The sequence below is a fragment of the Trinickia sp. genome, assembly GCF_036503415.1.
GTDB lineage: Bacteria > Pseudomonadota > Gammaproteobacteria > Burkholderiales > Burkholderiaceae > Trinickia.
Window position 1 is genome coordinate 1 of record NZ_DASXWY010000023.1, and the last position, 14,459, is coordinate 14,459.

The following is a 14,459-nucleotide window of genomic DNA, read 5'->3' on the forward strand; positions in this document are numbered from 1 at the left end:
CCGGCGCGCCTGGGCAGCGACCGCTGGGCGGCGATGATCGGCGCGCGCGCGGCCTTTCCCGGCGAAGATCTGCTGATCGCAACGCTCGGGACTGCGACGACGCTCGAGGCGCTGCGCGCGGACGGCATGTTCACGGGAGGCCTCATTGCGCCGGGTTGGTCGTTGATGATGCGCTCGCTGGGCGAACACACGGCGCAACTACCGATACTCGCGGCCCATTCCGTACAGGAGCCGTCCAGGTCCAGCACGGCTCACGCTCGCGAGTGGTTCGCGACGGACACGCCGCAGGCCATTTCGGCGGGCTCGCTGCTGGCGCAGACGGCCCTCGTCGAGCGTGCCTGGCACGAACTCGCGCGGGCCTGGAACGCGCCGGTGCGGCTCGTGCTCGGCGGAGGCGCAGCCGATACGATCGCGCGCGCGCTGAACGTCCCATGCACGCGCCACGATTCGCTGGTGCTCTCGGGGCTGGCGCTCATTGCGGCCGAGGGTTCCGCATAGGAGAAAGTTAGGAGAAAGCCGAGCGCGCGATGCGGCGCGCGGCGCGGGCACGCTGGGAGCCTGCGGCTTTTGCGATCGTTCAAGTTCGACTACGAGGGAGACAGGCAATGTTGCGCTGGCTGATCGTCATTCTTTTACTAGCCAATGTGCTCGCCTTTGGCTTCGCGAGCGGCATGCTCGGCCGCCTGCCGGCATCCGGGCCGCTCGAGCCCGGCCACCTGAACCGGCAGGTTCACCCCGAATGGCTGCAGGCGCATCCGATCACGGCCGCCGACGCGGGCGAGCAAGCCGTTGTCGGAACCCCTGCACCGGCGCCGCTGGTTGCGGCGACGCCGCTCGGGCGATGACGTGTGTGATTCGCTTGTGGTCGTTTGCTGCGGTCGGCAGCGCGACACGAGCCAGATGTACTGGAAACGACTGCCGGACTACGCGCCGGATTGCGCGCGGACCCTCGTCAACAGCGCTGTGGTCGAGCGGTCGTGCTCGAACGGGATCGCCAGCGCACGCCCTCCCCAGCCGCGCACGAGCGCCGATTCGGGTAGCGTGTCCATGTCGTAATCGCCGCCCTTCACCAGGATGTCGGGATGCAGCGCCGCGATCAGATCGATCGGCGTTTTTTCCTCGAACGTCACGACCCAGTCCACGCTTTCGAGCGCGGCCAGCAAAGCCATGCGGTCGACTTCCCGATTGATCGGGCGATCGTCGCCCTTGCCGAGCATGCGGACCGATGCATCGCTGTTCACGCCGACGATGAGGCACGCGCCAAGCGCCTTCGCTTGCGCGAGATAGGTCACGTGGCCGCGATGAAGAATGTCGAAGACGCCGTTCGTGAATACCACGGGCGCCGCCAGCGTCGCGCGGCGTGCGGCCAGTGCTTCACGCGTGACGATCTTGCGCTCGAAGGAAGCGCTCATCAGGCCGGTTGCTGCTCGGCCGAGCCTTGTTGCGACTGCAAACGCGCCGCGACTTCCTTGCGATAGCGATTGAGGTCCTGCGCCGTCGTGAACGTGCGTTCGAACAGGATCGACAGGTTGTGCAGGATGCGCTCGACGACCTTCTTCTCCCAGCCGTCGTCGAAACGGATCTGCTCGTCGAGCCAGCGCTCGAGCCATTCGGGATCGGGAAGACGCGATTGGATCGTGTCGCGCGGGAACAGGTCGCGATTGACGTGCAGGTTGGTCGGGTGCAGCGGCTTTTCGGTGCGGCGGGCCGACGCCATCAGCACGCCGATCTTGGCGAATGCGGCACGTGCCACGTCGCCACAATTGGTGAGCGCCTTTTTCATATACCGCAAGTACGCACCGCCATGACGCGCCTCGTCACGCGAGATGGTCTCGTAGATGTGCTTGATGACGGGCTCGGTATGCCACTCGGCCGCGCGGCGATACCAGTGATTGAGGCGAATCTCGCCGCAAAAGTGCAGCATCAGCGTTTCGAGCGGCGGCGCGGGATCGAATTGGAATCGCACGGCATGCAGCTCTTCCTCGCTCGGTACCAGTTCGGGGCGGAAACGCCGCAGGTATTCCATTAGAACGAGCGAATGCTTTTGCTCCTCGAAGAACCACACGCTCATGAACGCCGAAAAATCGCTGTCGTGATGATTGTCGCGCAGGAACATCTCGGTCGCGGGCAGCGCCGACCACTCGGTGATCGCGTTCATCTTGATCGTGGCCGCCTGCTCGTCGGTCAGCAACGAGGCATCGAACGTGTCCCAGGGGATGTCCTTTTCCATGTCCCATCGAACCGATTCGAGCGATTTATAAAGTTCCGGATAAAGCATGGTGTTCATCTTCCCACCCCTCGTCTGCCCATTGCGACTCGTCAGTCGTCCACTCAACTATTGCTGCAAATGCACCAATGAGCACATCGAAGCAGCCAAATTCACTATTTTACGCGGTAATGTTGGCCGATCGTTGATCGAGCTCAAGTCACGAGCCCACGGCATCGGCCCGGCAGTCCGCCCGCCAGGACGGCCTATCGACGCCCGTCGATGTCGGCCGCCGGATGTCGAGCGGGGCATCGCCCTGGCGCCGAGCCTTTCCTTTCGTGTACCCGGCGGACGGCGGCTCAACGGACTGCCGCGATCATGGTTTTCGGTATCGCCCACAAGATCGAAAGCTTTGGAATGATAGCATGGCGCCGCCCGCCAGCGGGGCATTTGGAGGCCGCCCTGACGCGATCCGGCCTCCGCGCAAACCGTCGCATCCACACGATGCGGATCGCGCTCAACGCGCAGCGTCGCCGCTTTCGTGCATCGGCGCGTTCGCAGGCGGTGGGCTCGCACGCACGCCGCGGTGATTCGCGGCCGCAATCCACGCGCGCAGTTGCTCGCTATGGGCCAGCGTGTCGCGGTAGCCGAGCTCGAGCAGCTCGCTCGCGAATTCGGCCTCGAAAAGCAGGTAGCTCGCGAACGACGCGCCGGCAGCGCGATTGCCCCCTACGGCGCCGAGCAGTCCACGCACGGTCAGCGGCAGCCGCTTCAAATGCCGTGCGGCGAGCAACTCGATGCGCTCGGACGGCGCGATGGCAAGTACCTCGATATGGCGCCATCCGCTCGCAGGCTCGATCTGATGCGGCAGGTGAAGAATCATCCGGTTGATGTGCTCGATACGCTCGATATCGGCACCGATCGAATCGAGAAACACGCTGGCCATCACCTGCTGGCCGATCTGCGCCAGCGTCGGATAGCCGGTCGCCGCACCCGGTGCAACCGGCACTTCGGGCCGCGGTGCGGCGGCGCCGAGCACGATGATGCGCTCGGCCCCGAAATGGATGGCCGGGCTGAGCGGTGCGATCTGGCGAATCGATCCGTCGCCGAAATACTCGATGCGCCCATCGAGCGGCAGCGGGACGGCCGGAAAAAGGAATGGAATAGCCGAAGACGCGAGCAGATGCTCGGGGCCGAGCTTCACCATGGCCGCCGAGCGCTGCGCGCGCCGCCACTGTTGGATCGGCTCGGCGGCCTGGTAAAAAGTCAGATGCCGGCCGCTCGAATAACTGAGCGCGGAGATCGACAGCGCATGCAGCGCGCGCGATTCGAGCGCGGCGCCGATGCGCGAGAAGTCGAGTCCGTGGGCCAAAAGCTCGGCGAGCGGGCTGTTGTCGAAGAGCCCCCGCGGCGCTTGATGAACCGCCCAACCGATGCTCATCGCCGCGAGCCAGCGCGCGCCGGCCGCCGCGACGCCGCGCCAGTCCGTCCGATAGACCTGCCGGGCGCTGATATGGGACCAGAAATCGACGAGCCGCTCGACCCCTTCGGCAAAATCGTCGGCATGGCTCGCTATGGAAGCCGCATTGATGGCACCGGCCGAGGTGCCGCAAACGACTGGAAACGCGATCGTGCGCCGATCGGGATCGACCTCGCGCGTGAGCTCGGCCAACGCCTTTAGCGCGCCCGCCTGATAGGCGGCTCGCGCGCCGCCTCCCATCAAAACGAGCGCGAGCCGCACGGCGCCTCCTTGCCGAGCGCCCCATGCACGCCCATCGATGCGTTCCGTCCGCCTGCTATTGCCACGTCAACCGCCTTCCCGCCATTCGGCCCGCCGTTGGGTCTCTCATTAGCGGGTTTATCGGCTTGTTCTCTCACTTCTTTACCGGCGCTTTCATGCAGCTCCTGCAAGTCGTGCGCCGCGTTACCCCACGCGCGCCTCGTACGGTCCCGCGAGCGTCTACTTTTCGTTCGCCGAAGCCGGGGCGCCGCCGGCCGGTTTGCGCGTCGAGCTCCGCTTGGCCGAACTCTTCGCGCCAGTCTTCGCCGAGCCGCCGGTCGCCGTCTTGCGCGCACCGGCCGCCGCATCGCCCCGGCCGTCTGGCTTCGCGTCCGGCGCCGCGCCGGGCTGCGACACCGCGAACGATGCGAGCTGGTTGAACTGAGACTGCAGCATGTTCCACCAGGCCGTCGGGTCGAACGCGCCGGCATCGCTCGCTGCCTCGTCCTCCTTCGCACCCGCGCTTTCCTCGCGCGGTGCGCTGCCGGCGCCCGAGGGCTTTGTCGATGCCGCCGATGCGGCCGATGCCTCGCCGGCCGCGGGCTGCGTCATCGACGCCTGCGCAAACGCGCCGAACGCGCGCAGCGTGGAGAGCGTGGCGCGCTGCACCTCGAGCCCCTGAATCGCGGACTGCAGCATGTTCAGATTGAGCTTGAGCCACTGTTCGACGGCACGCAGATCGGTGATGCGTTTATCGAGCTCTTCGACGTTCGTGAGCGGCGTCATCATGTCCGACATCGCCGAAAGCGGCGAAGGAAAGCCCTGCGCGGTACCCGGCTGCGAGCCGGGAAACGCCGAGCCGAACGGGTTGAGGCGCATCATGCTCCACATCTTGTCGAGCATCTCGGCGGGCGGAAAACCCGGGAACCCGGGAAACGGCTGGTCGCCTTGGTTATCGGTCATTTGCGTCTAGCCTCTCAACGTCTATCGGTTATCGGGACGCGCCCCGCGCGCCGCCATCAGTGTAGGCTGCTTGTCTGCCGCATGCATCGGGCGAAACCCGGCGCGGCAAACACGACGGCAGCCAGAACGCCGGATCAAGCCGCGGCAGCGGCATCGAGCGGCGCGACGGATTGCTCGATCGCGCCGAAGATCGAGCGGCCCGGCTCGTCGAACATCTCGATTCTGACCGTGTCGCCATATCGCATGAACTCGGTGACAGGGGCGCCGTCGGCAATCGTCTCTAGGCAGCGTTTCTCGGAGATACAGCAATAGCCGCGCTGGGCATCCTTGTTCGATACCGTGCCCGAGCCGACGATCGCGCCCGCTCGCAGGTTACGCGTTTTCGTCGCGTGCGCAATCAACTGCCCGAAGTGAAACACCATGTCGGTGCCCGCTTCGGGCTGTCCTACCTTCTTGCCGTTCCAATGCACGATCATCGGCAGATGCAGCCGTCCGTCGCGCCAATGTTGGCCAAGCTCGTCGGGCGTCACGGCCACGGGCGAAAACGAAGTGGCCGGCTTGCTTTGAAAGAAGCCGAATCCTTTCGCTAGCTCGGGGGGAATCAGATTGCGCAGCGACACATCGTTCGCGAGCATCACGAGCCGCACCGCGCGCAGCGCGGCGTCGGGGGCGGTACCCATGGGCACATCGCCTGTGACGACGGCCACCTCGGCCTCGAAGTCGATACCGAACGACTCGGACGGACACACGATGTCGTCGCAAGGCCCCAGCAAATCGTCGCTGCCGCCTTGATACATCAGCGGGTCGGTCCAGAACTCGGGCGGCATCTCCGCACCGCGCGCGCGGCGCACGAGTTCCACGTGATTCACGTAGGCGGAAGCGTCGGCCCATTGATAGGCGCGCGGCAGCGGTGCCATGCAGTCTTTGGGCTCGAACGCGAAAGTGTTGCGCGCGCGGCCCTGATTGAGGGCGTCGTAACGCTCGGCAAGCTGCGGCGCGTAAAACGGCCAGTCGTCGAGCGCGCGCTGCAGCGTGGGCGCAATGGCGTCGGCAATCGAGGCCGTGCGCAGATCGCGCGAGACGACGATCAATTGACCGTCGCGCGAACCGTCCTTGAGCGTGGCAAGTTTCATGAGTGGATGGAAATCGTTGTAGTGACGATGGAGGAAATCTATTTTACGATGGTGAATCCGCAACGGCGCCTTATCGTCCAGCGTCCCTATCGTCCTGATCGCTCCGATCATGCGCCGCACAGGTTTCAGGCCATATGTCCGCTCCCTCGATCATCCCTGAAGATTCCAATGCGCGCACGGCCGCGTCCGGCGGTCAGGGCCACTCCGGCGATCCGCCCGACGACACGCCCGAGACCGAAGAGAAGGCGCGTGCCGGAATTCAATCGATCGAAGTCGGCTTCCGGCTGCTCGACGTGCTGACGCAGGCGCCCCGCGCGATGATGCTGCGCGACCTTGCGAGCCGCGCGGAAATGAGTCCGGCGAAGGCCCACCGCTATCTGGTGAGCTTCGTGCGACTCGGCGTCGTCGCCCAGGATCCGCTCACGGGACGCTACGAACTCGGCGGCTTCGCGCTGCAAATGGGGCTCGCGCGGCTTGCCCGCATCGACGGCGTGAAGCTCGCGCGCATCGCGCTGGCCGAGCTTCATGAAGCGCTCGACGCGACGCTGGGCATCGCCGTCTGGGGTAATCTGGGGCCGACGGTCGTGCACTGGATCGAATCGAGTCGGCCCGCCAAGGCCGCGCTGAAGCTCGGCGATGTCATGCCGCTGATCGGCTCGGCCACGGGCCTGCTTTTCGCTGCATATTTGCCGCGCGGCAAAACGGAGCGGCTCATCGAGCGCGAACTATCCGTCGCGCGGCGCTCACCCCCCGGTTCGGGGCCGCGCACGCGCGAGGAGCTCGAGCGCTTGCTCGCCGATATACGAACGCATGGCGGGGCGCGCGTCGAAGGATTGCTGCTGCCGATGATCGATGCGTTTTGCATGCCCGTGTTCGATTCGACGGGCGGGCTCGCTCTCGGGCTCATTGCGCTCGGCCACGAAGGCACTTTCGACATTTCGTGGCAGGGCCAGATTGCTTCCGCGCTGCGAAGCTGCGCGCACAGGCTCTCGTACGAGCTCGGGTACAGCGCCGAGCCGCGGTAGTCGCAACCGCCGGAACACGTTGCGGCGAATGCCGGTCGAACGGGACCTCGGGATGCGCCGAAGCGTCGTTCTGCACGCTAAAGCCTGCATTGCGCCGCACCTCGTTTCATCTGACTTTTGCGCTGGATCGCCATGCCACTCCGTTACGCCGCCGATTCGTCTCAAGCGCTGCCGGGCGCCGCGACGCTGCCGTCGCGGCCATGGCGCTGGGGCCTCGTGGCGGCCGGCGTCGTGCTGGCGCATGCCATAGCCGCGCTCTGGCTAGTCCGCCATCGCGATGCATTTGCGCCCGATATCGCGAAGCCGCCCGTCGAGGTCGCGCTCCTTACGCCCGAGCGCATCGCGCGTGAGCCGGCTCCCGGTGCCACGCGCACACCGGCGGCGCCGCGCGCAGCGCGTGTTCGGCGCGAAAAAGCACCGCAGCACGTGCTGCAGTCCATCGCGCCAGACGCACCGCGAGCCGCCGCGCAGAGTCCGAGCGCGGACGCCGCCACCGCGGCGAGCACGAGACAGGGCAACGCATCGGCAACGACTGCGGCCGGCGGCGCGTCGGCCGACGGCGCCGGCACGGCACAGGACAAAGCGGTCGGAGTGAAATTTTCGGTGCCGCCGTCGGGCAATCTGAACTACGACACGTTTTACAACGGCGTGCAAAACGCGCCTGGCACGATCCAGTGGACGAGCGATGCCACCGGCTATCAGATAGTGGTCTCCGTGCCTCTGCCGTTCGTCGGCACGTTCACTTATGCCAGCGAGGGGCGCATCGATGCCTTCGGGCTCGCGCCGGAGCGCTATGTCGAGCGTCGCGGCCGACGCCCGGAGCAAGTGACCACTTTCGATCGCACGGCCCACCGCATCGCTTTCACGCGCACGAGCGCAACACTGGCGTTGCCCGACGGCGCGCAGGACCGCTTCAGCATGGTGATGCAGCTCGCCAGTCTCGTGCGCGGCAATCCCGATGCTTACCGGCCGGGCGTGACACGCAATTTCTATGTAGCCGACGACGATAGCGGCGAAACCTGGCCGATCGAGACAGTCGGCGACGAAACCGTGCGTACCGCCGCCGGTTACATCGGCGCGCGGCACTTCACCCGGGCGCCTCGGCACGCCGGCGACATGCGCCGCATCGATGTCTGGCTCGCGCCTGCGCTCGGCTGGTTGCCGGCAAGAATTACGCAGACTGAGCCGAACGGTACGCGGATCGAACTCGTCTGGCGGGGCCCGCTCGCCGCGCCAGGCGCGGAAAATGCATCCGCACAGATGACGACGGGCGAGCGGCCCGACGTTGTGCCGGTGCCAGTTCCGACACGCGAAGAACCCTAAACCGGCGGCCTGAGCAGCCGCGGAAGGGCGCATCCGAGTAGTGTGGTCGGGCCCACGTTGCACGCCTCGAATGTCCCTTCGCCGCTCGAACGTTTTGTATGACCGGGGTCTAACTTTCAGGTCCGCGACGCTTTGTTTCGAATTCGATGTATGTTTCTTGCACGGTTTAAGCGTCGTTTAAGACCCACCCCTTGAAATTCCATACACAACGCTCCAATTACAGGGCGGAAAGCGGCCAGGAGCCAAACGGAATAAGGAGTGTCGCCATGCAAATGATCTACAACAGCCCTAATTATTGTGTCGTCGAGTTCGCGCCGCAGGCCGGCCACCTCGCGATGAACGCGGGCGGCTACGAAATCGTAGACAAGAACACGCAGCGCGAGATCTTCATCGACGGCGCGATGGCGGCACGTTTTCGCGAACACGTCCGCAAGCTGATCGAAGAGGAGCCTAGCCTCGACGAAGTGGACGAGTTCCTCGGTCAGTTCGACAGCCTGATGAACCAGCCCGTCGTGCTGCACTGACGTACGAGCGGAGCCGCGCCCGGGCAGCGCCGCTCCTCCCGTAACCTACTGCAAACCCCTGTCCGGCATCCGCCGGCGGGGGTTTCGTCTTTTTCGATCGCCACGGGCCCGCGCCGGCGGTGCCGGCGATGTCGAGCCGCAACCGCTACAATATCGGGCTCCCAACGTGCTCGGGCTCACGCCCCTTTAGCCATGACCTCGCAAGCCGCCCCATCCGTCGACACCGCCGCGGCCGGCGCAACGACCTATACGCGTGCCCACGCGCTGCCGGCACTGCTCGCATCGCGCATCCTCATTCTCGATGGGGCCATGGGTACGATGATCCAGCGCTACAAGCTCGACGAAGCGCGCTACCGCGGCGAGCGTTTCAAGGATTTCGAGCGCGACGTGAAAGGCAACAACGAGCTGCTTTCGATCACCCAGCCGCAGATCATCAGCGAAATCCACGAGCAGTATCTGGCGGCCGGGGCCGATATCGTCGAGACGAACACGTTCGGTGCCACAGCCATCGCGCAGGCCGACTACGGCATGGAAGCGCTCGCCCGCGAGATGAATCTGGCGTCGGCGCAACTCGCGCGGGCGGCCTGCGACAAATACTCGACGCCCGACAAACCGCGCTTCGTGGCCGGCGCGATCGGGCCGACGCCGAAGACGGCGAGCATCTCGCCCGACGTCAACGACCCGGCAGCGCGCAACGTGACGTTCGACGAACTGCGCGCCGCCTACTACGAGCAGGCGCAAGCGCTGCTCGAGGGCGGGGTCGATCTTTTTCTCGTCGAAACGATCTTCGACACGCTGAACGCGAAAGCCGCGCTCTTCGCGCTCGACGAATTGTTCGAAAACACCGGCGAGCGCTTGCCGATCATGATCTCGGGCACGGTAACCGATGCCTCGGGCCGCATTCTCTCGGGTCAGACGGTCGAAGCGTTCTGGAATTCGCTGCGGCACGCGAGGCCGCTTACGTTCGGTTTGAATTGCGCGCTCGGCGCCGCGTTGATGCGGCCTTATATCGCCGAGCTCGCGAAGCTTTGCGACGTCTACGTCTCGTGCTACCCGAACGCCGGACTGCCGAATCCCATGAGCGATACGGGCTTCGACGAGACACCGGCCGATACTTCGGGACTGCTGAAGGAATTCGCCGAAGCCGGGCTCGTCAATATCGCGGGCGGCTGCTGCGGAACGACGCCCGAGCATATCGCGGCGATCGCGAAGGCGCTTGCCGGCGTCAAACCGCGAACATGGGCCCACTATCGGGAGAAGGCCGAATGAGCATGACCGAGCACACGATGCGCCTTGCCGGCCTCGAACCGTTCAACGTCTCGACCGGCGCGCTTTTCATCAATGTCGGCGAGCGCACGAACGTCACGGGCTCGAAGGCATTCGCGCGCATGATCCTGAACGGCCAGTTCGACGAGGCGCTTGCGGTGGCGCGCCAGCAGGTCGAAAACGGCGCGCAAGTCATCGACATCAACATGGACGAGGCGATGCTCGATTCGAAAGCGGCGATGGTCCGCTTCCTGAATCTGATCGCCTCGGAGCCCGACATCGCGCGCGTGCCGATCATGATCGATTCCTCGAAGTGGGAGGTGATCGAAGCAGGCCTGAAGTGCGTGCAGGGCAAGGCCATCGTCAATTCGATCTCGATGAAAGAGGGCGAAGACGCCTTTCGCCATCACGCGCGTCTCATTCGCCGCTACGGGGCCGCGGCCGTCGTCATGGCCTTCGACGAACAAGGCCAGGCCGACACCTTCGAGCGCAAGACGCAAATCTGCGCACGCTCGTACCGGATCCTCGTCGATGAAGTGGGCTTCCCGCCCGAGGACATCATCTTCGATCCGAACATCTTCGCGGTGGCAACGGGCATCGAGGAGCACAACAACTACGCGGTCGACTTCATCCAGGCAACGCGCTGGATCAAGCAAAACCTGCCGTACGCGAAGGTGAGCGGCGGTGTGTCGAACGTGTCGTTCTCGTTTCGCGGCAACGATCCCGTGCGCGAAGCCATCCATACCGTGTTCCTCTACCACGCCATTCAGGCGGGCATGGACATGGGGATCGTCAATGCCGGTCAGCTCGGCGTGTATGCCGATCTCGACGCCGAGCTTCGCGAGCGTGTCGAGGATGTCATTCTGAATCGCCGCGCCGATGCGACCGACCGGCTGCTCGAGATCGCCGATCGATTCAAGACCGGCGCCGCGAAGAAGGAAGAAAATCTCGAGTGGCGCAACCAGCCCGTCGAGGCACGCCTCGCACACGCACTCGTGCTCGGCATCACCACGTTCATCGTCGAAGACACGGAAGAGGCGCGCCAGAAAATCGACGCGGCGGGCGGACGCCCGATCAACGTGATCGAAGGTCCGCTCATGGATGGCATGAACATCGTCGGCGACCTGTTCGGGCAGGGCAAGATGTTCCTGCCGCAGGTCGTGAAATCGGCGCGTGTCATGAAGCAGGCCGTCGCGCATCTGATTCCGTTCATCGAAGCGGAAAAAAAGCTGCTGGCCGCAGCCGGCGGCGATGTGCGTGCGAAGGGCAAGATCGTCATCGCCACCGTCAAGGGCGATGTCCACGATATCGGCAAGAACATCGTTTCGGTCGTGCTTCAGTGCAATAACTTCGAAGTCGTGAACATGGGCGTCATGGTGCCGTGTAACGAGATCCTCGCGAAGGCGAAGGTCGAAGGCGCCGATATCGTCGGCTTGTCGGGACTTATTACGCCGAGCCTCGAAGAGATGGCCTATGTTGCGTCCGAAATGCAGCGCGACGAATATTTCCGCGTGAAGAAGATTCCGCTCTTGATTGGCGGCGCCACCACCTCGCGCGTGCATACCGCCGTCAAGATCGCGCCGCACTACGAAGGGCCCGTGGTCTACGTGCCCGACGCGTCGCGCTCGGTGTCGGTCGCCTCGAGCCTGCTCTCGGACGAAGGCGCAACCCGATATCTCGAAGAGATCAAGACGGAGTACGAGCGGATCAGGCAGCAGCACGCGAACCGAAAGACGCAGCCGCTCGTCACGCTCGCGGCGGCCCGCGCGAACAAGACGAAGATCGATTGGGCGCATTTCAAACCCGTCAAGCCCAGAGCCGCCGGGCGGCGCGTGGTCAAGAACTACGATCTAAACGAACTCGTCAATTACATCGATTGGGGCCCGTTCTTCCAGACCTGGGACCTTGCGGGACCCTACCCCGCGATCCTCAACGACGAGATCGTCGGCGAATCGGCGCGGCGCGTGTTCTCCGATGCGAAGACCATGCTCGCGCGGTTGATCCAGGGCCGTTGGCTCACCGCGAACGGCGTGCTGGCCCTGTTGCCGGCCAATACCGTCGGAGACGACGATATCGAGATCTATACCGACGACTCGCGCAGCGAAGTTGCGCTGACCTGGCGCAATCTGCGTCAGCAAAGCGTGCGGCCCGTCGTCGACGGCGTGATGCGGGCGAACCGATCGCTTGCCGATTTCATTGCCCCGAAAGATTCGGGCATTGCCGACTACATCGGGCTTTTCGCGGTCACGGCCGGCATCGGCGTCGACGTCAAGGAAAAGCAGTTTCTCGCCGATCTCGACGACTACAGCGCGATCATGCTCAAGGCGCTCGCCGACCGCCTCGCGGAAGCGTTCGCCGAAGCGCTCCACGCGCGTGTGCGGCGCGACCTGTGGGGCTACGCGGCAAACGAGGCGCTCGACAACGAGGCGCTCATCGCCGAGCGCTATACCGGCATTCGCCCCGCGCCCGGTTATCCGGCGTGCCCCGATCACCTCGTCAAACGCGATCTTTTCAGGGTGCTCAAAGCAGAAGAAGTGGGAATGAGCGTCACCGATTCACTGGCCATGCTGCCGGCCGCCAGCGTGTCGGGGTTCTACCTTGCGCATCCGGATAGCCGCTACTTCTCGGTCGGCAAGATCGGCCGGGATCAGCTCGAGGACTACGCGCGCCGTATGGGCCTCTCCCTGCCCGACGCCGAGCGGGCGCTCGCGCCGCAGCTCTGAAATGGCGGGCCGCCCGACGGCGCCCGCCATTTCGCCAAGCGACGAGGGATTTCGTCGAGCCCCCAAAGGCCGGGTGTGCCACGCGGTAGCTTACGCGTTCTGGGTACTGCGGAAACGGCAGCGTGAAGCGGCTTCCCCCCGCGGTGCCGGCCAATAACACCGCACTCGCCGGCCGCCCATTTCCGGCCGAGGGGAGCCACACGATGTCTCGTTTTCACTTTACGCCGACCGCGAGTCCCTTGATCACGGATACGGCCTCGCCGATGCTGCCTGTCCGGCACAGCCCGTCACAACCGCCATCGCCTGAGCCGCCCACCTCATCGCCTGCTCAGCGCTCCGCGAGCGGAATGCTGAGCGCACTATCCGGTTTGCGCAGGTCGCCGCGAACACCAGCGTCAGCCCCGCCGTCAACGCCTGCCGCTTCGCCAACGCTTGCTGCTTCGCCAACGCCTGCGGCTTCCTCGTCGGCAATGGCGGCGGCGCGCGCACGCCTCGACACGACCGTTGCCACGGACAGCAGCCCCAGCTACTGGGACGTGCACAACGGTATCCAGCATATGTCGGCTTTGTCCGCCAAGCGCGAGAAGCGCTTGTTCAAGAAATCGGCATCGCAGCAGTATCTGTATGCGAAAGGGCTGACGCCACAGGAACGCACGGATCTGGAGCAGGCACTCGCATTCACGATCAGGTCCGGCTCGGACGAAGAGGCCCGTCAGGCGATGACCATGTGGTTGTCGGTACAGCAGGCCCGGTTGCGCATCCATAGTCAGGTGCAGCGGGTCCAATACCAGGCCGAGCAGTATGGAAATATCGCCGCCCCGCTGGCAACGATCGTGGGTGCGCCGGTGGCGTTGCCCCTGCTTTACAGGACGCGCAACAGGTACTACGCCGACGCAGAGCGCCCGGAGTATGCCACTGCGTTCAACAACTTCATGAAGATGATCGACGATCCGTACGTCAGCGAGGATCTGCGCAACGTGGCGGCGTCGCGCCTCGCCTATCATGCGCGCAGCGAGGGAACGATCGCGCCCGTGGAGCGATTGTTGCTCCGTGCGTCCGGTCCGACCGGGCTTGCGGAAGAAGGCCATCGCGTCGATTCGAGCGAGAACGACATCCCGTCGGTTATCGGATCGGAATCCGACGACATCGACGCTCAGCAACGGCCGCTTGGCGCCGAGATCAACCGTTTTCTGTATTTTGCGCGCCAGCCCGCGATGCCCGATGCCGGCCGTTTCGATGACGGCGTAGGCGCCCGCGCGTTTGCCCGAGTATTGGCCCGCACCCTCGAAGACGTAGTTACCACCAACACGCCCAATCTCCACAATCACCCGACGATGCGGGCAGGCACCGACGTATTGAATGCCATCTCGCAGGATGCCGAACTGCGCGAATTCGTCTTCGCGATGTCCGTCAACGCCCTGGGCTCATGCTCGGACAATGTCGCCGAAGGGTTTTCGTCGATCGTCAACGCCGTTCAGAAGCACAAGGTACTGACGGAGATCAAGGCCGGACGGATGGGCGAGACGGGGTTGAGAGAATGGACGGACGCCCAATTCCGGCTATCGGCACTCGAGAC

General features: G+C 64.7%; 13 protein-coding genes. 8 read left to right on the forward strand and 5 right to left on the reverse strand.

All coding sequences use genetic code 11. From position 1 onward, the window contains the following. Positions 1-498: type III pantothenate kinase (locus VGL01_RS03295; protein ID WP_331567039.1), on the forward strand; the 498-nt coding region annotated here is incomplete at its 5' end. 107 nt (positions 499-605) lie between these two features. Next, positions 606-845, forward strand: coding sequence for a hypothetical protein (locus VGL01_RS03300; RefSeq protein ID WP_173255003.1), 240 nt, complete (start codon positions 606-608; stop codon positions 843-845). Between the two features lie 78 nt (positions 846-923). Here VGL01_RS03300 and rfaE2 read toward each other — a convergent pair whose 3' ends face one another. From rfaE2 to VGL01_RS03325, 5 genes are all read right to left on the reverse strand, one after another. Further along, positions 924-1,412 carry a D-glycero-beta-D-manno-heptose 1-phosphate adenylyltransferase gene (gene rfaE2, locus VGL01_RS03305; protein WP_331567041.1) on the reverse strand — a complete coding sequence of 163 codons (489 nt, stop codon included), beginning with the start codon at positions 1,410-1,412 and terminating at the stop codon, positions 924-926. Next, a complete protein-coding gene (locus VGL01_RS03310; protein WP_331567057.1) occupies positions 1,412-2,278 on the reverse strand; it encodes a ferritin-like domain-containing protein in 867 nt (288 codons plus the stop codon). Before VGL01_RS03310 ends, rfaE2 begins: the two co-directional genes overlap by 1 nt. Before the next feature lie 445 nt (positions 2,279-2,723). Beyond that, on the reverse strand, positions 2,724-3,947 hold the full coding sequence (locus VGL01_RS03315) for a patatin-like phospholipase family protein (RefSeq protein ID WP_331567043.1): 1,224 nt from the start codon (positions 3,945-3,947) through the stop codon (positions 2,724-2,726). Between the two features lie 219 nt (positions 3,948-4,166). Next, positions 4,167-4,889, reverse strand: coding sequence for a PhaM family polyhydroxyalkanoate granule multifunctional regulatory protein (locus VGL01_RS03320; RefSeq protein ID WP_331567045.1), 723 nt, complete (start codon positions 4,887-4,889; stop codon positions 4,167-4,169). A gap of 134 nt (positions 4,890-5,023) precedes the next feature. Beyond that, positions 5,024-6,022 (reverse strand): fumarylacetoacetate hydrolase family protein, encoded by a 999-nt coding sequence (locus VGL01_RS03325; RefSeq protein ID WP_331567047.1) that lies wholly within the window; start codon positions 6,020-6,022, stop codon positions 5,024-5,026. 134 nt (positions 6,023-6,156) lie between these two features. Between VGL01_RS03325 and VGL01_RS03330 the strand changes: the two genes are divergently transcribed. The 6 genes from VGL01_RS03330 to VGL01_RS03355 form a co-directional block, all read left to right on the forward strand. Further along, complete coding sequence (locus VGL01_RS03330; RefSeq protein WP_331567049.1) at positions 6,157-7,047, forward strand: IclR family transcriptional regulator; 891 nt, start codon at positions 6,157-6,159, stop codon at positions 7,045-7,047. Positions 7,048-7,179: 132 nt separating this feature from the next. After that, a complete protein-coding gene (locus VGL01_RS03335; protein WP_331567051.1) occupies positions 7,180-8,370 on the forward strand; it encodes a DUF3108 domain-containing protein in 1,191 nt (396 codons plus the stop codon). Positions 8,371-8,636: 266 nt separating this feature from the next. Next, positions 8,637-8,894 (forward strand): BTH_I0359 family protein, encoded by a 258-nt coding sequence (locus tag VGL01_RS03340; protein ID WP_085227764.1) that lies wholly within the window; start codon positions 8,637-8,639, stop codon positions 8,892-8,894. A 192-nt stretch (positions 8,895-9,086) separates the two neighbouring features. Beyond that, complete coding sequence (locus tag VGL01_RS03345) at positions 9,087-10,163, forward strand: homocysteine S-methyltransferase family protein (protein ID WP_331567053.1); 1,077 nt, start codon at positions 9,087-9,089, stop codon at positions 10,161-10,163. 2 nt (positions 10,164-10,165) lie between these two features. After that, a complete protein-coding gene (gene metH / locus VGL01_RS03350; RefSeq protein WP_331567059.1) occupies positions 10,166-12,883 on the forward strand; it encodes a methionine synthase in 2,718 nt (905 codons plus the stop codon). Positions 12,884-13,353: 470 nt separating this feature from the next. Beyond that, a partial coding sequence (locus VGL01_RS03355; protein ID WP_331567055.1) for an NEL-type E3 ubiquitin ligase domain-containing protein occupies positions 13,354-14,459 on the forward strand: 1,106 nt, incomplete at its 3' end.